The 15,794-nt window shown below is 53.4% G+C and carries 27 protein-coding genes; 26 read left to right on the top strand and 1 reads right to left on the bottom strand.

Annotation, left to right across the window (positions count from 1 at the left end; translation table 11 throughout):
* Window positions 1-523 precede the first annotated feature (523 nt).
* The 6 genes from CLV88_RS15240 (at window position 524) to CLV88_RS15215 (ending at window position 4,052) form a co-directional block, all read left to right on the top strand.
* Window positions 524-1,087, top strand: coding sequence for a response regulator transcription factor (locus CLV88_RS15240; protein ID WP_165798911.1), 564 nt, complete (start codon window positions 524-526; stop codon window positions 1,085-1,087).
* Between the two features lie 272 nt (window positions 1,088-1,359).
* The gene (locus CLV88_RS15235) at window positions 1,360-1,791 is read left to right on the top strand and encodes a DUF995 domain-containing protein (protein ID WP_106609264.1); all 432 of its coding nucleotides are present in this window, start codon (window positions 1,360-1,362) and stop codon (window positions 1,789-1,791) included.
* Window positions 1,792-2,098: 307 nt separating this feature from the next.
* The gene (rpsJ, locus tag CLV88_RS15230) at window positions 2,099-2,407 is read left to right on the top strand and encodes a 30S ribosomal protein S10 (protein WP_093094483.1); all 309 of its coding nucleotides are present in this window, start codon (window positions 2,099-2,101) and stop codon (window positions 2,405-2,407) included.
* A 15-nt stretch (window positions 2,408-2,422) separates the two neighbouring features.
* Entirely contained in the window at window positions 2,423-3,145 is a 723-nt protein-coding gene (gene rplC, locus CLV88_RS15225) for a 50S ribosomal protein L3 (RefSeq protein ID WP_106609263.1), read from the top strand.
* Window positions 3,142-3,759, top strand: coding sequence for a 50S ribosomal protein L4 (gene rplD / locus CLV88_RS15220; protein WP_106609262.1), 618 nt, complete (start codon window positions 3,142-3,144; stop codon window positions 3,757-3,759). Before rplC ends, rplD begins: the two co-directional genes overlap by 4 nt.
* Window positions 3,756-4,052, top strand: a complete 297-nt coding sequence (locus CLV88_RS15215) for a 50S ribosomal protein L23 (protein WP_106609261.1) — start codon at window positions 3,756-3,758, stop codon at window positions 4,050-4,052. The genes rplD and CLV88_RS15215 overlap by 4 nt, the downstream gene beginning before the upstream one ends.
* A 126-nt stretch (window positions 4,053-4,178) precedes the next feature.
* Here the strand turns inward: CLV88_RS15215 and CLV88_RS15210 are convergent, their stop codons facing one another.
* A complete protein-coding gene (locus tag CLV88_RS15210) occupies window positions 4,179-4,958 on the bottom strand; it encodes a HalD/BesD family halogenase (RefSeq protein ID WP_207797072.1) in 780 nt (259 codons plus the stop codon).
* A gap of 296 nt (window positions 4,959-5,254) precedes the next feature.
* Between CLV88_RS15210 and CLV88_RS15205 the strand changes: the two genes are divergently transcribed.
* From CLV88_RS15205 to rpmD, 20 genes are all read left to right on the top strand, one after another.
* A complete protein-coding gene (locus CLV88_RS15205; protein WP_133169973.1) occupies window positions 5,255-5,848 on the top strand; it encodes a hypothetical protein in 594 nt (197 codons plus the stop codon).
* A gap of 391 nt (window positions 5,849-6,239) precedes the next feature.
* Window positions 6,240-7,082, top strand: a complete 843-nt coding sequence (gene rplB, locus CLV88_RS15200) for a 50S ribosomal protein L2 (RefSeq protein ID WP_106609259.1) — start codon at window positions 6,240-6,242, stop codon at window positions 7,080-7,082.
* A 3-nt stretch (window positions 7,083-7,085) separates the two neighbouring features.
* On the top strand, window positions 7,086-7,364 hold the full coding sequence (gene rpsS, locus CLV88_RS15195) for a 30S ribosomal protein S19 (protein ID WP_106609258.1): 279 nt from the start codon (window positions 7,086-7,088) through the stop codon (window positions 7,362-7,364).
* A 3-nt stretch (window positions 7,365-7,367) separates the two neighbouring features.
* Window positions 7,368-7,748, top strand: coding sequence for a 50S ribosomal protein L22 (gene rplV, locus CLV88_RS15190; RefSeq protein ID WP_106609257.1), 381 nt, complete (start codon window positions 7,368-7,370; stop codon window positions 7,746-7,748).
* Window positions 7,748-8,458, top strand: coding sequence for a 30S ribosomal protein S3 (rpsC, locus tag CLV88_RS15185; protein ID WP_106609256.1), 711 nt, complete (start codon window positions 7,748-7,750; stop codon window positions 8,456-8,458). The genes rplV and rpsC overlap by 1 nt, the downstream gene beginning before the upstream one ends.
* 13 nt (window positions 8,459-8,471) lie before the next feature.
* Window positions 8,472-8,885 carry a 50S ribosomal protein L16 gene (rplP, locus tag CLV88_RS15180; RefSeq protein WP_106609255.1) on the top strand — a complete coding sequence of 138 codons (414 nt, stop codon included), beginning with the start codon at window positions 8,472-8,474 and terminating at the stop codon, window positions 8,883-8,885.
* 155 nt (window positions 8,886-9,040) lie between these two features.
* The gene (locus tag CLV88_RS15175) at window positions 9,041-9,652 is read left to right on the top strand and encodes a pyridoxamine 5'-phosphate oxidase family protein (protein WP_106609254.1); all 612 of its coding nucleotides are present in this window, start codon (window positions 9,041-9,043) and stop codon (window positions 9,650-9,652) included.
* A 53-nt stretch (window positions 9,653-9,705) separates the two neighbouring features.
* Complete coding sequence (locus CLV88_RS15170) at window positions 9,706-10,326, top strand: 2OG-Fe(II) oxygenase family protein (RefSeq protein ID WP_106609253.1); 621 nt, start codon at window positions 9,706-9,708, stop codon at window positions 10,324-10,326.
* A gap of 60 nt (window positions 10,327-10,386) precedes the next feature.
* Window positions 10,387-11,061 carry a Crp/Fnr family transcriptional regulator gene (locus CLV88_RS15165; RefSeq protein WP_243403678.1) on the top strand — a complete coding sequence of 225 codons (675 nt, stop codon included), beginning with the start codon at window positions 10,387-10,389 and terminating at the stop codon, window positions 11,059-11,061.
* A 210-nt stretch (window positions 11,062-11,271) separates the two neighbouring features.
* The gene (rpmC, locus tag CLV88_RS15160) at window positions 11,272-11,472 is read left to right on the top strand and encodes a 50S ribosomal protein L29 (RefSeq protein ID WP_106609252.1); all 201 of its coding nucleotides are present in this window, start codon (window positions 11,272-11,274) and stop codon (window positions 11,470-11,472) included.
* Between the two features lie 14 nt (window positions 11,473-11,486).
* Window positions 11,487-11,717 (top strand): 30S ribosomal protein S17, encoded by a 231-nt coding sequence (rpsQ, locus tag CLV88_RS15155; RefSeq protein ID WP_073253018.1) that lies wholly within the window; start codon window positions 11,487-11,489, stop codon window positions 11,715-11,717.
* A 100-nt stretch (window positions 11,718-11,817) separates the two neighbouring features.
* Window positions 11,818-12,186, top strand: a complete 369-nt coding sequence (gene rplN / locus CLV88_RS15150) for a 50S ribosomal protein L14 (RefSeq protein WP_106609251.1) — start codon at window positions 11,818-11,820, stop codon at window positions 12,184-12,186.
* Between the two features lies 1 nt (window position 12,187).
* Window positions 12,188-12,499 carry a 50S ribosomal protein L24 gene (gene rplX, locus CLV88_RS15145; RefSeq protein ID WP_106609250.1) on the top strand — a complete coding sequence of 104 codons (312 nt, stop codon included), beginning with the start codon at window positions 12,188-12,190 and terminating at the stop codon, window positions 12,497-12,499.
* Window positions 12,492-13,052, top strand: coding sequence for a 50S ribosomal protein L5 (gene rplE / locus CLV88_RS15140; RefSeq protein WP_106609249.1), 561 nt, complete (start codon window positions 12,492-12,494; stop codon window positions 13,050-13,052). Before rplX ends, rplE begins: the two co-directional genes overlap by 8 nt.
* An 18-nt stretch (window positions 13,053-13,070) precedes the next feature.
* A complete protein-coding gene (gene rpsN / locus CLV88_RS15135; protein WP_010437098.1) occupies window positions 13,071-13,376 on the top strand; it encodes a 30S ribosomal protein S14 in 306 nt (101 codons plus the stop codon).
* A 12-nt stretch (window positions 13,377-13,388) separates the two neighbouring features.
* Window positions 13,389-13,778 carry a 30S ribosomal protein S8 gene (gene rpsH / locus CLV88_RS15130; RefSeq protein ID WP_106609248.1) on the top strand — a complete coding sequence of 130 codons (390 nt, stop codon included), beginning with the start codon at window positions 13,389-13,391 and terminating at the stop codon, window positions 13,776-13,778.
* Between the two features lie 10 nt (window positions 13,779-13,788).
* Window positions 13,789-14,322: a 50S ribosomal protein L6 gene (gene rplF, locus CLV88_RS15125; protein WP_106609247.1), complete on the top strand. Its 534-nt coding sequence runs from the start codon at window positions 13,789-13,791 to the stop codon at window positions 14,320-14,322.
* 11 nt (window positions 14,323-14,333) lie between these two features.
* Window positions 14,334-14,693 carry a 50S ribosomal protein L18 gene (gene rplR / locus CLV88_RS15120; protein WP_106609246.1) on the top strand — a complete coding sequence of 120 codons (360 nt, stop codon included), beginning with the start codon at window positions 14,334-14,336 and terminating at the stop codon, window positions 14,691-14,693.
* 106 nt (window positions 14,694-14,799) lie between these two features.
* Window positions 14,800-15,369 carry a 30S ribosomal protein S5 gene (gene rpsE / locus CLV88_RS15115; RefSeq protein WP_106609245.1) on the top strand — a complete coding sequence of 190 codons (570 nt, stop codon included), beginning with the start codon at window positions 14,800-14,802 and terminating at the stop codon, window positions 15,367-15,369.
* Between the two features lie 12 nt (window positions 15,370-15,381).
* A complete protein-coding gene (rpmD, locus tag CLV88_RS15110) occupies window positions 15,382-15,570 on the top strand; it encodes a 50S ribosomal protein L30 (RefSeq protein ID WP_106609244.1) in 189 nt (62 codons plus the stop codon).
* The last annotated feature ends 224 nt before the right edge of the window (window positions 15,571-15,794 follow it).

Here is a 15,794-nt window from a genome sequence, read left to right as displayed (position 1 = left end):
CCGCACGGTTGGTTCGGGCGTTGTGTCCAAAATCGTAGACTAATTCAGAGACCCTCTGAATGAACAAAGGGCCGCCCATTGGGCGGCCCTTTTTTTTGCGTGGCATCAATATCAAGTTTTCAAGAAAAAATAATTCTAACCAAGCGCCGAAATTGCAAGCGAAATGGAAAATCGCATATTTGAGATGGTTGCAAACGGTATTCGATCTAAAGTTGAATGCTCTTGCCAAAATTGGCCTTTCACTTCATCTTGAATTTGTTTGGCGCGTAAATGATAGATGTTGAGCGATAATCTATCGGCTTTTGTGCTCTATAATCTTATGATTTCGGACCTGCAAATGCGTATTAGTTTAGAACCGTTTGAGCAAGCCATCTTCGAGATCAATCAAAGGTTTCAACAGAGTCCTGACACCAACAATAACTGGGAAATTACCCAGAGTGTAATCTTGGACATTGGCGGTACCGCTGTGAATGCGGCGGGAACAAATTTGACTGGGGATGAGCCGGGCTGGGGTAGATCTTCTATGAGCGATATTTGGCTCAATAGATACGAAGCCAAAAAATACTTTTTGATCGATCCGTTTGTCGGTGCTTTGCTTGCCGGTCATTCTGAAGTCATGACAAGCTGTGGCACGCTAGGTCGATCTGACCCTGCATGGGAGCTGAACCATGATTTGAAAGCGCATGGGTATGGTTCTCTCTACGGCAGCATGGCCGGAAGCCTGACGTCCGGGTATCGGTCGCTTGTTGTTTTTTGTTCCGATCAAACACTTGCCGAGGTGGATGCAGTGATCGGATTGGATCGTTTGAAGATCATTCATGCTATCATTGCGGCGAACATCCCAGTTCCGTTTGCAGGCTACGATGGCGGCGAAATCAACATTCGACCAGAGAATCTATCTCCCAAAGAGCGTGATGTTCTAAGTTGGCTCGCCAGTGGACTGCGCAATGATCAGATCGCGCTCAAGGCAAATGTTGCCGAAGTCACGGTGCGCAAGCATTTGCTATCCATTCGGCGAAAACTTGGCGCCGCTACACGCGAGCAGGCGGTTGCGATTGCCATCCGGGATGGCTGGATTTCCATTTAACCTGTATCGGATTCGATAGCTTGTTTATTCGGGCCATTGAGTTGACATTTGGGATGCTAACGAGACATCGCAGACGGGCAAATGTGAATTGAGCGGGCGCTTTGGTCACTCGACCCTGAGATGCTGGATGATCAATTGATGTCTCAGAATAATATTAGATTGGAAAAACATGCCTTTTTTTAAACAGAGCTACGTCGCAGCAGCCATTATCGTCTCATTAGTCGGAACCGGCGGAATTGCTTTGGCCTGAAGTAAACCGAAAAACGCGAAAAATGCTGACCCGCAAGTCATTTTCAAATATTACGCAAACAAAAGTATTGATTGGAGCAAAAGGGGGAGGGATCTACTATGCGCCGGATGGGGAGGCGTTGGCGATTTTTCCAAGCAAAGATAAATCGGGCCCTAAATATTCTGTTGGTGTTGGTAAGTGGACGGTTTCGACGAAGGGCACACGGTGTTTCGAATTGACTTGGAGTTTCCTAAAGGACGGAAAGCGCACGGATAAGGCGGCCGAAAAACGATGCAGAGAGCATGTTGTCGATGGGGAAGGTATTATCTGGACTCGTGACAGTAAGCCAAAACGCGGAGATTGGTGGAAACTCGTCGGAAACTCAAAAAATTCGGAATCCAACCGCTTCAAGAAGGGCAATAAGCACAAGTCATCTATGAAAAAGAGCGCACAGCAACTTGGACTAAAACTCTAGTCGCAGCTACTCCGCTCGGACCCCCAACAAAGAAGGCCCGGTGTATCCCTCCCTCTACACCGGGTAAAATTTTTGACGGCGAAACAAACACGCGCCCAACGTTTAATCGACTGGGCTCGAGACTATCTTTCGGCGTTCCCAGATGTCCGTATTTCGCGCTTGCCTCCCTCTCATCACACATGTATATCGCGCGAGTTCTTGGAGAGAACATTGAGGCGGGATGATTCCCGCCTTTTGGGTTCGATGAGGGTTTGCGGTGGTCGCACATCCTCCTCTCAACTCTCACGCCTGATAAAAGGCTGACGAAATGCAAAGTCAAAACATTCGCATTCGGCTGAAGGCTTTCGATTACCGTGTACTGGATGCCAGCACACAGGAAATCGTGAACACGGCAAAGCGCACCGGCGCAACTGTCCGTGGCCCGATCCCGCTTCCGAACAAAATCGAGAAGTTTACCGTTCTGCGTGGTCCCCACGTTGACAAGAAATCCCGCGATCAGTTTGAGATCCGTACGCACAAGCGTCTTCTCGACATCGTAGACCCGACACCTCAGACCGTGGACGCGCTGATGAAGCTCGACTTGGCGGCTGGTGTTGACGTCCAGATCTCGGTTTAAGGAGGGTATAGAGATATGCGCTCTGGTATTATCGCGAAAAAGGTGGGCATGACCCGCCTGTTCATGGAAGACGGCAAGCAGATCCCTGTGACAGTTCTTGAGCTGGATGGACTTCAGGTTATCGCACAGCGCACCGAAGATAAAGACGGCTATACAGCCGTTCAGTTGGGTGCAGGTTCGGCAAAAGCCAAGCGTACTTCTAAAGCTATGCGTGGCCACTTTGCTGCGGCAAAAGTCGCCCCAAAGCGTAAGCTGGCCGAGTTCCGCGTTTCCGAAGACGGATTGATCGAAGTGGGTGCCGAAATTTCGGCGGAACACTTCCTTGAAGGTCAGAAAGTCGACGTCAGCGGCACTTCGATCGGTAAAGGCTTTGCCGGTGCAATGAAGCGCTGGAACTTTGGCGGTCTGCGGGCGACACACGGTGTCTCGATTAGCCACCGTTCGCACGGCTCAACTGGTCAGTGTCAGGATCCAGGTAAGGTTTTCAAAGGCAAGAAAATGGCTGGCCACATGGGCGCTGCCCGCGTGACCACTCAGAACCTGGAGGTTGTCAAAACTGACGCCGATCGTGGTCTGGTGTTCATCAAGGGCGCAGTTCCCGGTTCCAAAGGTGGCTGGGTCACCGTCAAGGATGCCGTGAAGAAAAAAGCGCCGGAAGGTCTGCCTTTCCCGGCGGCTGTGAAATCTGCTGCTGAAGCTCCGGCCGAAGAAGCCCCTGCAGAAGGTGGTGAAGCATGAAACTTGACGTAATCAAACTCGACGGCTCGAATGCCGGTTCGGTTGATCTGAGCGAAGACCTGTTCGGTCAGGAACCCCGCGCGGACATCCTGCACCGTGTGGTTCGTTGGCAGCGTAACAATGCGCAAGCCGGCACTCACAAAGTGAAGACCCGTTCGGAAACCAGCTACTCGACTAAGAAGATCTATCGCCAGAAAGGCACCGGTGGCGCACGCCATGGTGACCGTAATGCACCGATCTTCCGCGGTGGTGGTATCTACAAAGGTCCAGTAGTCCGTTCGCATGGCCACGACCTGCCCAAGAAGTTCCGCAAGCTGGGTCTTAAGCACGCGCTGTCGGCTAAGGCCAAGGCGGGTGAGCTGGTTGTGATCGAAGATGCCGCAACCGAGGGCAAGACTGCTGCTCTGGCAAAGCAGGTGAAAAACCTGGGCTGGAAACGCGCTCTAGTCATCGATGGCGCTTCGGTGAATGAGGACTTCCTCAAAGCATCGCGCAACATCGAAGGCTTGGATATCCTGCCAACGATGGGTGCAAACGTCTATGACATCCTCAAGCGTGACACTCTGGTGATCACCAAGGCGGGGATCGAAGCATTGGAGGCCCGTCTGAAATGAGCGCTAAGGCAGAACATTACGACGTGATCCGCAAGCCGGTTATCACCGAAAAATCAACCATGGCGTCTGAGCACGGTGCGGTTGTTTTTGAAGTGGCGATCGACAGCAACAAACCTCAGATCAAGGAGGCCGTTGAGGCTCTGTTTGGTGTAAAGGTCAAAGCGGTCAACACTACTATTACCAAGGGTAAAGTCAAACGTTTCCGCGGCCAGCTGGGCAAGCGTAAAGACGTTAAAAAGGCTTATGTGACCTTGGAAGAAGGCAACACGATCGACGTTTCGACCGGTCTGTGATTATCGGTCCGGGCTGAAGCCCGGTCTACGGAAAACTGAGAAACCTCCTCGGTGTAAGCCGGGGGGGTTTTTTGTGGAAATATGAAAATCTTTTGTATAAGGGCCTTGATCGATCTGAAGGGTAGACTAACCGGTGCGCCCGTAAAACGTCATCCGCGCCTCTTCTGACAGGGACACGCCCGGTTCCGAGTTGTAGGCCAGCACCGCCAGCATGCGGGTGCGATTTCCTTCGTTTAGGGCAACACGGTGGATCGAGTTGCGGCCGCGGAAGAACACCAGCGTTCCGGCCTCGGCGACAAGTTCCTTCACCGGGGTTTTACCATCCAGAATATCGCCCACCGCGTCAAAGTTCATGTCGCCTGCATCGGCGTCGCGGACGTTCTCGACATACTCAAACTGCCCGCCTTTTTCCGACGGCTGCACCATTAGCGTGATGGCAAAGGACGAGTTGTCGAAATGCCATCCCAGCTCCTGCCCGGTCTGCGCAAAGTGTAGGTTAATTGATGAAAGGGGATCGGCGTATTCATAGACGGCCTCTTCGCCAAGTACTTCGCATAAAAACGTTTGAAACAGCGGGGAATCGTAAAGCGCGCGCAGTGGCGAGCCGGTTGAGATCAGGTCATCGGTGATACAGCCCTTGGACGAGGTCACCATGCGGTTGCGCGGGTGATCCGGGGCAAACGCGGGATCAGGGGCGCTGAGGTAAACGGTGTGTTGTTCGGTCTTGGCAAAGACCTTGTCGGCGTTGGCAACGCCCTCGTCGCGGATTGCATTGATGGCGCCCTGCTGTACAAAGCCAGGCATCGACAGTACACCGGTTTCTTCGAAGCGATTTTTGCACGTTGCGCGAAAGGCTGCGTCGCCGATGGGGTAGGCGTTCAGGTCTAGAATCTCGTCCAGCGTCATGGCGGGTCCTTGGAAAGTTGGCGTCCGATTGAAATGTTAGCAGTTTCGGGAGTGTATTCAAAGATTCGGCGGATTAGGTGCGTTGAGGCGAGTTGGATTAGTTGCAGAAACGTAATGAGTATTTTAGGTGACATTGGAAGAAGGTCGCACGATATGGAGATCTGTCATCGTTGAATATCAGACCAGACGTCGCTTGGTCTACGCGACGTGGTGAATTTCCCTCTGGGAGATCCGGGGCTTTTGTTACCGCGGTTCTTGAACTAGCCCAAATCAGTGTTCCGAATGTAACTTAACCGTTGGATGCATTTTATGCAGAAAAGATACAAACCGAAAAAGTTCACGGCCGAATGGTTTGTGCACATATTTGTCGCAGTGGTCTTCTTCGCGAGCATTATTCCTGTTTTTCTTTCGTCGTTGGTTCCCAATTTTTACCGTCGACTTATTGGGCGAAAGTAACCTATTTTCCTAGGATCGTGATCGCCGCAATTATGTGCTTGCACGGGCTTCACTTGTTTAAGAAGAACGCCGAGATCAACGAACGGATCTATGGAAAGTTCAAGCGGGCATTCATTATCATCGTCTCACCGCTTTTGTGTTATGGCTTTGCAGCCCTAACTTTAACGGCGACTTTTCCAATGAAATGGGCGTTATTCGCGAGCGAAACCGTAGAAATTGAATTCGTTGTCGATAATCCGAATCGGCGGAACCGAAAGTATTGCAGGCGGTCAATTTCACTCGAGGGGCTGCCGCCGGGATTGGATCGTATTTGCGGGGTGACTGAGGATTTTGCATCCAGACTTGAGGCAGGCTCTAAGATCGTTGTTATAGGGCAGGGAACTTCGATTGGTGTGTTCCCAAGGCGTTTGCGGGAATTCCAAGCCGACCACTAACAAGATTGTGTGGTGCAAAATTGCGGCCCATGGGCTGCTCGAAAATCGCTGACTGCCCGCGCTTGGCGATTTGGTGAGGTGGGAGCGGCCTTGATGTGACGCGCGGATTTGGTTGTGATAAAGTGGCTGTCAGAAAACTTAGATCGCCACTGCGCGCCTCATCGATGCGCGTTTGTGCAGCGATGGTGGTGGGGCTAAGAAAAACAGGGCGATCTACTTGCCACCCACACCGATCCCCGCTATATCCCGCCAGTCGACTGGCCTCAGATTCGTTCTGGGGCCGGTTGTTATTTAATCGGGGACCTTCGGGGCCTTATAACTCGGCCACCTTCGGGGGGCTATCTACATAGCGAGGCTGATGCCTCGCACTGCTAAACGGAAGACAGAAAGCATGGCACTCAAGTCGTATAAGCCGACGACGCCGGGCCAGCGCGGGCTGGTGCTGATCGACCGTTCGGAGCTTTGGAAAGGACGTCCTGTCAAGTCTCTCACAGAGGGTTTGACTAAATCGGGCGGCCGGAACAATACCGGACGGATTACATCGCGTCGTCGCGGTGGTGGGGCAAAACGCCTTTACCGGATTGTTGACTTCAAACGGAACAAATTTGATGTAGCGGCAACCGTCGAACGGATCGAGTATGACCCGAACCGGACCGCATTCATCGCACTGATCAAGTACGAAGACGGCGAGCAGGCCTATATCCTCGCTCCTCAGCGTCTCGCAGTTGGCGATCAGGTGATCGCGTCGGCCAAGGCCGACATCAAGCCGGGCAACGCGATGCCGTTCTCCGGCATGCCGATTGGTACCATTATTCACAATATCGAACTGAAGCCAGGTAAAGGCGGTCAGATCGCACGTGCCGCAGGTACATATGCGCAGTTCGTTGGTCGTGACGGTGGCTACGCTCAGATCCGTCTGAGCTCGGGCGAACTGCGTCTCGTGCGTCAGGAATGCATGGCCACCGTTGGTGCCGTGTCCAACCCCGACAACAGCAACCAGAACTACGGTAAAGCCGGTCGTATGCGCCACAAAGGCAAGCGTCCGTCGGTTCGTGGTGTGGTCATGAACCCGATCGATCACCCACATGGTGGTGGTGAAGGCCGGACCTCGGGTGGTCGTCACCCAGTTTCGCCTTGGGGTAAGCCGACCAAGGGTGCTCGTACCCGCAACAAGAACAAAGCGTCGCAAAAGCTTATTATCCGCTCGCGTCACGCCAAGAAGAAGGGGCGTTAACATATGTCTCGCTCTGTATGGAAAGGCCCCTTTGTCGATGCTTACGTGCTGAAAAAAGCCGAAGCAGCGCGCGAGTCGGGCCGCAACGAAGTTATCAAGATCTGGTCGCGCCGCTCGACGATCCTGCCCCAGTTTGTGGGTCTGACGTTTGGCGTTTACAACGGCAAGAAACATATCCCAGTCAACGTGTCTGAGGATATGATCGGTCAAAAGTTCGGTGAATATTCGCCTACCCGTACCTATTACGGACATGCGGCCGACAAAAAAGCGAAGCGGAAGTAAGTCATGGGCAAGGCAAAGAACCCCCGCCGCGTGGCAGACAATGAAGCAATGGCCAAAGTCCGGATGCTTCGTACAAGCCCGCAGAAACTGAACCTGGTTGCAGGCATGATCCGCGGCAAGAAAGTTGAGAAGGCGTTGACCGACCTGACTTTCTCGAACAAGCGTATTGCAGCAGACGTGAAGAAATGTCTTCAGTCCGCTATCGCGAATGCCGAAAACAACCATAACCTGGACGTTGACGAGCTCATCGTTGCCGAAGCCTATGTAGGCAAGAACCTGACCATGAAACGCGGTCGCCCGCGGGCCCGTGGTCGTTTCGGCAAGATAATGAAGCCGTTCTCGGAGCTTACCATCACGGTGCGTCAAGTTGAGGAGCAAGCCTAATGGGTAACAAAGTCAATCCGATCGGCATGCGTCTTCAGGTGAACCGCACCTGGGATAGCCGTTGGTACGCAGATACCAAAGACTACGGTGATCTTCTGCTGGAAGATCTGAAAATCCGTGAGTTCATCAACAAAGAGTGCAAGCAAGCTGGTATTGCACGTGTGATCATCGAACGTCCGCACAAAAAGTGCCGTGTTACGATCCACACAGCTCGTCCTGGCGTTATCATCGGCAAGAAAGGCGCGGACATCGAAACCCTGCGCAAGAAAATTGCCACGATGACCGACTCTGAATTGCACCTCAACATTGTTGAAGTTCGCAAGCCTGAGTTGGATGCTCAGTTGGTTGGCGAGTCGATCGCTCAGCAGCTGGAACGCCGTGTTTCGTTCCGTCGCGCTATGAAGCGTTCGGTTCAGAATGCCATGCGAATGGGCGCTCTGGGTATCCGGGTGAACGTTGCTGGCCGTCTGGGCGGCGCGGAAATCGCACGGACCGAATGGTATCGTGAAGGCCGTGTGCCTTTGCACACATTGCGTGCCGACATCGATTACGCACATTCCGAAGCGATGACACCTTATGGGATCATCGGGATCAAAGTCTGGATCTTCAAAGGTGAGATCATGGAACACGATCCAGCGGCACGTGATCGTAAAGCCCAGGAACTCCAGGACGGCCCAGCACCTCGCGGTGCAGGTGGCGGTCGTCGCTAAGGGAGACTGACAAATGCTTCAGCCAAAGCGTACAAAATTCCGCAAAATGCACAAAGGCCGGATTAAAGGCCTCGCAAAAGGCGGTTCGGACCTGAACTTCGGTTCTTTCGGTCTGAAAGCCACTCAGCCTGAGCGTGTGACTGCTCGTCAAATCGAAGCGGCTCGCCGCGCGATGACCCGCCACATGAAACGTCAGGGCCGTGTTTGGATCCGCATCTTCCCCGACACTCCGGTTACTTCGAAACCAACCGAAGTTCGTATGGGTAAAGGTAAAGGTTCCGTGGACTATTGGGCATGCAAGGTCAAACCAGGCCGTGTGATGTTCGAAATCGACGGTGTTTCCGACGAAGTTGCGCGCGAGGCACTGCGCCTTGCAGCGATGAAGCTTCCGGTGAAAACTCGCGTCGTAGTTCGCGAAGACTGGTAAGATCAATTTTGGTGCATCCTGCGATGTGCTGAAAACATCTGACAAAGAAGTGACCCTTCGGCCTATTGGCCGGAGGGTTTTTCTTTTGAGAATTGGAACTACCTATTGAAAATGAGCGACCGGGATCGCCGGGAAGCAAAAAATGGGAGCGTCGCATGGAAAATTACGCCGAACTAATGTTTCACGAGGCGGTCGCTGAGCTACAAAAAGCCGACGGTAGTTATGAAAAATACCAAGTGGGGTACAGGCACAGGACGCAGGACAAGCTTTCTATCGAGGACATTGCATTTATTCGAGAAAGGGAGAGTGTCTATATCGCGACCACGACACCGGAGGGCTGGCCCTACGTTCAGCACAGGGGCGGGCCACGCGGCTTTTTGCAGGTTGTGGGCAATCACCAAATAGTTTGCGGCGACTACCCTGGAAACCGGCAGTATTTATCGATGGGAAATTTGCAGTCAAACAATAAGATTTCACTGTTCTGCATGGACTATATGAATAAGAGGCGCTTGAAGTTGCAGGGGCATGCCACCCTGCGAAACGCATCTGACGTCGCCGAGCAGACGCTTGAGTTGTTGGACACCGACGGACCAAGGATTGAGCGCGTATTGTGTATCGACGTTGTCGCGATGGATTGGAATTGCCCTAAGTATATTCCTGAACTCTATCCGGCAGAGGTGATCAAGCACGTTGCATCAAAAGAAATAGGACGGCTTCAAAGGGAAAACAACGAGCTGCGCCAAAAATTGAAGGATATCGGTGCGTGAAGCACAGGGTACAGGGGCATTGTCGCGTTAGAATACGCAGGCTATGAGGTGCCATGGCCCAGATCGAATCTCTCTTTGTGACCCGTCTCTATCGTGCGCGCCTTGGCGAGTATGGAAAATCAATCGACCCGAATGAGCTGGAGGCGTCGTGTTATTCGATTGCTGAAGATGATGAAGCGGGGCAGGCGTGGTGCGAAGAAAACGGCTATCCTGGCTATACCTCTTACGCGTCTTTGACCGACTTGCCCTGGCGGTTCCCAATCTTTGCGGACATCGTGGACGCATTGGATTCCCACGTGAAGGCGTTTGCGCAGGATCTCGCGTTTGACTTGGATGGACGTGAATTGAAGCTGGAAGACATTTGGATCAATATCCTGCCGGAAGGCGGAACACACAGTTCCCACCTGCACCCGCATTCGGTAATAAGCGGGACAACCTACGTCGCCATGCCCGGCGGTTCGAGCGCATTGAAGCTGGAAGACCCACGGTCCGGACGCATGATGGCCGCACCGACTCGAACCAAAGAGGCAAGACGTGAACTGCAGCCGTTTATTTATGTGAGGCCAGAGGTCGGCGATGTCCTGCTCTGGGAAAGCTGGCTGCGCCATGAAGTTCCCATGAACTTGGCCGAGGATGAACGGATTTCGGTGAGCTTCAACTATAAATGGGAGTAAGCTTGCGTTTCACTGTAAATTGGCGACACTCATGGGACGCTGATTGAGGGCGAAACGCATTTGATCCTTTCATTGGACACGAGCTTCATAACCGACGGCTGGGCCGGGCATTTATCCTATCTGCTGCTTGTCCTCTCAATGCTGATGCGCAGCATGTTGTGGCTGCGCTTGATGGTCGTTGCGTCCGCATTGGCGGGGATTGCTTTTGACTACTTTTGGCTTGGCAATCCGGTTGGTGTTTTTTGGCAGTCGCTGCTGGTCGCGGTAAATCTGGCGGAGCTCGCCATTTTGTGGAGGAATGATCGACGCGCGGTTTTCTCAGTGGAGGAAGACGCGTATCGCACGCAACTCTTGGCGGGACTTACACCTGGTCAAGCGCGGCGATTTCTGGATCGAGGTCGATGGGAAGAATTGCCAGAGGGTAAAATCCTAACGACTGAGGGGCAAACACCAGAGTTCTTGAGCTATCTGTCTTCCGGCGAAGTCGCAATTCACATTGATGGGCGGCTGGTGCGGGTTGTTGAGGGCGGTCACTTCATTGGTGAGATGTCGCTTGTTGGCGAGGACGGTGCCGTGGCGACAACGATTTTGCAAACACCTTGTCGTGTATGGCGGATTGAGCGCGACAAAGTCTTGCGGCTGCGCGAGACCAATCACGCAACACTTGCGGTTCTTGAGGCCGCTTTTGCGCGTGATATGCGTTCAAAGCTCATCTTTGAAAACGCACGAAGTTAGCACGCTGAGTTTGGCGAGAACGCGGAACTTAAGCGGTTCTCGAAGATTTCCTTAGTACTACTTGCTATCCCGCTACACACCCCGTATAGAGCGCCATCTCATGGATTCCTGTGAACACAGGATTCGTGTGTTTGTCATTTGTCCATCAGGTCAAAGGTCACCCCTCAGATAACCCAGGGGGCCTTCTGGTGTATGAGAAAGGAAAAGGCGATGAACGCCAAAGAACTGCGTGAAAAAACGCCGGATCAGCTTCGTGAAGAGCTGGCCAATCTGAAAAAAGAGAGCTTTAACCTGCGCTTTCAGTCGGCCACTGGCCAACTTGAAAACCCTGCGCAGATTCGTGCAGCTCGTCGTAACGCCGCGCGCGTTAAGACGATCCTGAACGAAAAAGCAAAATCGGCAGCTGAGTAAGAGGAGCCCTAAAGATGCCCAAACGTATCCTGACTGGCACCGTAACCTCGGATGCCAACGCCCAAACAGTCACCGTGTCTGTTGAACGTCGTTTCACACACCCGGTTCTGAAGAAAACCATTCGTAAGTCCAAAAAATACCGGGCTCACGATGAGCAGAACGCTTTCAAGGTCGGCGATCAAGTTCGCATCATCGAATGCGCGCCGAAATCGAAAACGAAACGCTGGGAAGTTCTGGAAGCCTAAGAATCTCGATAACGAGATTCCTGGCGACTAGACTTAACAGTCAGTCGAAACCCTGGGGGAAACACCACGCATCGGTGCCCCATAGGTCGGGAGAAACCACATGATCCAGATGCAAACCAACCTGGATGTAGCTGACAACAGCGGCGCGCGCCGTGTTCAGTGCATCAAGGTTCTGGGTGGTTCCAAGCGTAAATACGCATCCGTAGGCGACGTTATTGTCGTCTCGGTTAAGGAAGCCATCCCCCGTGGTCGCGTTAAGAAAGGTGACGTCCGTAAGGCCGTTGTCGTACGCACCGCAAAAGAAGTCCGCCGTGAAGATGGCACCGCGATCCGTTTTGATCGCAATGCAGCCGTTATTCTGAACAACAACAACGAGCCCGTAGGTACGCGTATCTTTGGCCCGGTTGTTCGTGAGCTGCGCGCCAAGAACTTCATGAAAATCATCTCGCTCGCCCCGGAGGTGCTGTAAGATGGCTGCTAAACTGAAAAAAGGCGACAAAGTTGTCGTTCTTGCCGGTAAGGACAAAGGCAAAGAGGGCACTATCTCTTCCGTTGATCCCAAAGCTGGCAAGGCCGTGGTAGACGGGATCAACATCTCGATCCGTCACACCAAACAGACCCAGTCAAATCAGGGCGGTCGCATCCCTCAGGCGATGCCAATCCAGCTGAGCAATCTGGCATATCTTGACGCAAACGGCAAAGCGACCCGCGTTGGTTTCCGCATGGAAGGCGACAAGAAGGTTCGTTTCGCAAAAACCACGGGGGACGTGATCGATGCTTGATACTGAAAACTATACCCCGCGTCTTAAGGCGACCTACGCTGAAACCATCCGTGCCGCTCTGAAAGAAGAGTTCGGCTACAAGAACGACATGCAGATCCCGCGTCTGGACAAGATTGTTCTGAACATCGGTTGTGGTCGTGCGGCTGTAAAAGACAGCAAAAAAGCCAAGTCGGCTCAGGCCGATCTGACCCTGATTGCAGGTCAGAAAGCCCTGACCACAGTTGCCAAGAACTCTATCGCCGGCTTCCGCGTTCGCGAAGGTATGCCGATGGGCGCCAAGGTAACCCTGCGTGGCGATCGTATGTACGAATTCCTGGACCGTCTGATCACCGTTGCGATGCCGCGTATCCGCGACTTCCGTGGTGTGAAGCCGAGCTTTGACGGCCGCGGCAACTTTGCCACTGGTCTGAAAGAGCATATCGTATTCCCAGAAATCGACTTTGATAAAGTCGATGAAGCCTGGGGCATGGATATCGTGATCACCACCACCGCTGAAACCGATGCCGAAGCCAAGAGCCTGTTGAAGCATTTCAACATGCCCTTCAGCGCGTAATCGGGAAGGAAAAGAGACATGGCTAAGAAAGCAATGATCGAACGCGAAAAAAAGCGCGAGCGCCTGGTGGCAAAATACGCAGCCAAACGCGCCGAGCTGAAAGAAATCGCGAATGACGAAAGCAAGCCGATGGAAGAGCGTTTCAAAGCGCGTCTGAAGCTGGCGAAACTGCCGCGCAACAGCTCGGCTACCCGTCTTCACAACCGCTGTCAGCTGACCGGTCGTCCTCACGCTTACTACCGTAAGTTGAAGGTCAGCCGTATTGCGCTGCGCGAGCTGGGCTCTGCTGGTCAGATCCCCGGCATGGTCAAATCCAGCTGGTAAGGAGAGAGCGATATGAACGATCCTATCGGTGATATGCTAACCCGTATCCGTAACGGCCAGATGCGCGGCAAGTCGGTGGTGTCTACCCCCGCTTCCAAACTGCGTGGCTGGGTTCTGGATGTTCTGGCCGACGAAGGCTACATCCGCGGCTACGAAGCATCTGAAGAGAATGGCCACGCGGCCTTCGAAATCAGCCTGAAATACTACGAAGGCACCCCTGTTATCCGTGAGCTGAAGCGTGTTTCCACGCCCGGCCGTCGCGTTTACATGGGCGTCAATGACATCCCAGTTGTCCGTCAGGGCCTTGGTGTGTCGATTGTCTCCACCCCAAAGGGTGTGATGTCGGATGCAAGCGCACGCTCCAACAATGTTGGCGGCGAAGTGCTCTGCACGGTCTTCTAAGGAGAGCTTGATGTCTCGTATTGGTAAAAAACCGGTCGAGCTGCCCAGCGGCGTAACTGCCTCTGTCTCCGGCCAGACCATCGAAATCAAAGGTCCGAAGGACACCCAGTCTTTCACTGCAACGGACGATGTCACGCTTGCGGTTGAAGAAAACGTTGTGACCGTGAAGCCGCGTGGCATGTCCAAGCGCGCACGTCAGCAATGGGGTATGTCGCGTACAGTCGTCGCCAACATGGTGACAGGTGTAACGACGGGCTTCAAAAAAGAGCTAGAAATCAACGGTGTTGGTTATCGTGCGCAGATGCAGGGCAACACCCTGAAACTGTCGCTCGGCCTGAGCCACGAAGTGAACTTTGAAGTGCCTGCCGGTATCACCGTCACAGCCCCCAAGGCCACGCAGATCATCGTTGAAGGCACAGACTCACAACTCGTCGGTCAGGTTGCGGCAAACATCCGCGAATGGCGCAAGCCCGAGCCCTATAAGGGCAAAGGTATCAAGTACAAAGACGAGTATATCTTCCGCAAGGAAGGCAAGAAGAAGTAAGGACCAGACAAATGGCAAACAGCAAAAGAACCCTGTTTCTGAAGCGCCGCCTGCGCGTCCGGAACAAACTTCGCAAGGTCAACGTAGGGCGCGCGCGTCTTTCGGTACACCGTTCAAACAAGAACATCAGCGTTCAGCTGATCGACGATGTGAACGGTGTGACCCTGGCTTCCGCCTCCTCGCTGGAGAAGGATCTGGGCGTTCTCGGCAAAAACAACGTGGAAGCCGCTGCCAAAGTGGGCACCGCGATTGCCGAACGTGCGACCAAAGCCGGCGTAAGCGAAGCTTATTTCGACCGCGGCGGATTCCTCTTCCACGGCAAGGTGAAGGCTCTGGCCGACGCTGCGCGTGAAGGCGGACTGAAAATCTAAGACTTGTGGGGGACGTTCGCGTCCCCCCGATGATCCGGGGGTCTAGGGACTCACCTGGGTTGGATAGAATTGGCGCTTATGTGCCGAGAATTTATGGAGTACCTCAATGGCAGAACGTGATAACCGCCGGGGTCGTGGACGCAACCGCGAAGACGAAACCCCGGAATTCGCAGATCGTCTGGTTGCGATCAACCGTGTGTCGAAAACCGTGAAAGGTGGTAAACGCTTCGGCTTTGCTGCACTCGTGGTTGTTGGCGATCAAAAGGGCCGCGTCGGCTTTGGCAAAGGTAAAGCCAAAGAAGTTCCTGAGGCGATCCGCAAAGCGACAGAGCAAGCCAAGCGCCAAATGATCCGCGTGCCTCTGCGTGAAGGTCGTACGCTGCACCATGACATCGAAGGTCGTCATGGCGCTGGTAAAGTTGTCATGCGGACAGCACCAGAAGGTACCGGGATCATCGCCGGTGGTCCAATGCGTGCTGTGTTTGAAATGCTGGGCGTCAAGGACGTGGTGTCCAAGTCGATCGGTTCGCAGAACCCATACAACATGATCCGCGCCACCATCGACGGCCTGCAGAAAGAAAGCAGCCCCCGTCACGTAGCGGCTCGCCGTGGTAAGAAAGTTGCCGACATCCTGCGCAAGGACGAAGCACCTGCCACTGAAGCTGCAGAAGCGTAAGGAGTAGTCGTTATGGCTAAAACCATCGTAGTAAAGCAGATCGGTAGCCCGATCCGCCGCCCTCAGGATCAGCGCGCGACACTGGTCGGCTTGGGTCTGAACAAAATGAACCGCACCCGTGAGTTGGAAGATACTCCTTCGGTTCGCGGCATGATCAACAAGATCCCGCATCTTGTTGAGATCATCGAAGAACGCGGTTAAGCGTCTCGAACACATGGAAATTTGTTAAGCGCCGCACAGAAAAGTGCGGCGCTTTTCTTTTTGCCAAACATTGTAACTTGCCACTCCTGGGGTGCTCAAAAGTTATGCAGTTTATGCATGGCGGGCTTTCCAAGCTGTACGTTGTTGAATGCAGTGAGCGGCCCTATCTCTCCTGTGTCGCCGCAAATGGCGTTCGTGATTCACCGGGTCGACGCTGTCCCCGG

It is taken from the genome of Shimia abyssi (genome assembly GCF_003014475.1).
In the GTDB taxonomy this organism is placed as follows: Bacteria; Pseudomonadota; Alphaproteobacteria; order Rhodobacterales; family Rhodobacteraceae; genus Shimia; species Shimia abyssi.
The sequence above is the reverse complement of the archived record's forward strand: the minus strand, read 5'-3'. Positions and strand labels throughout refer to the sequence as shown.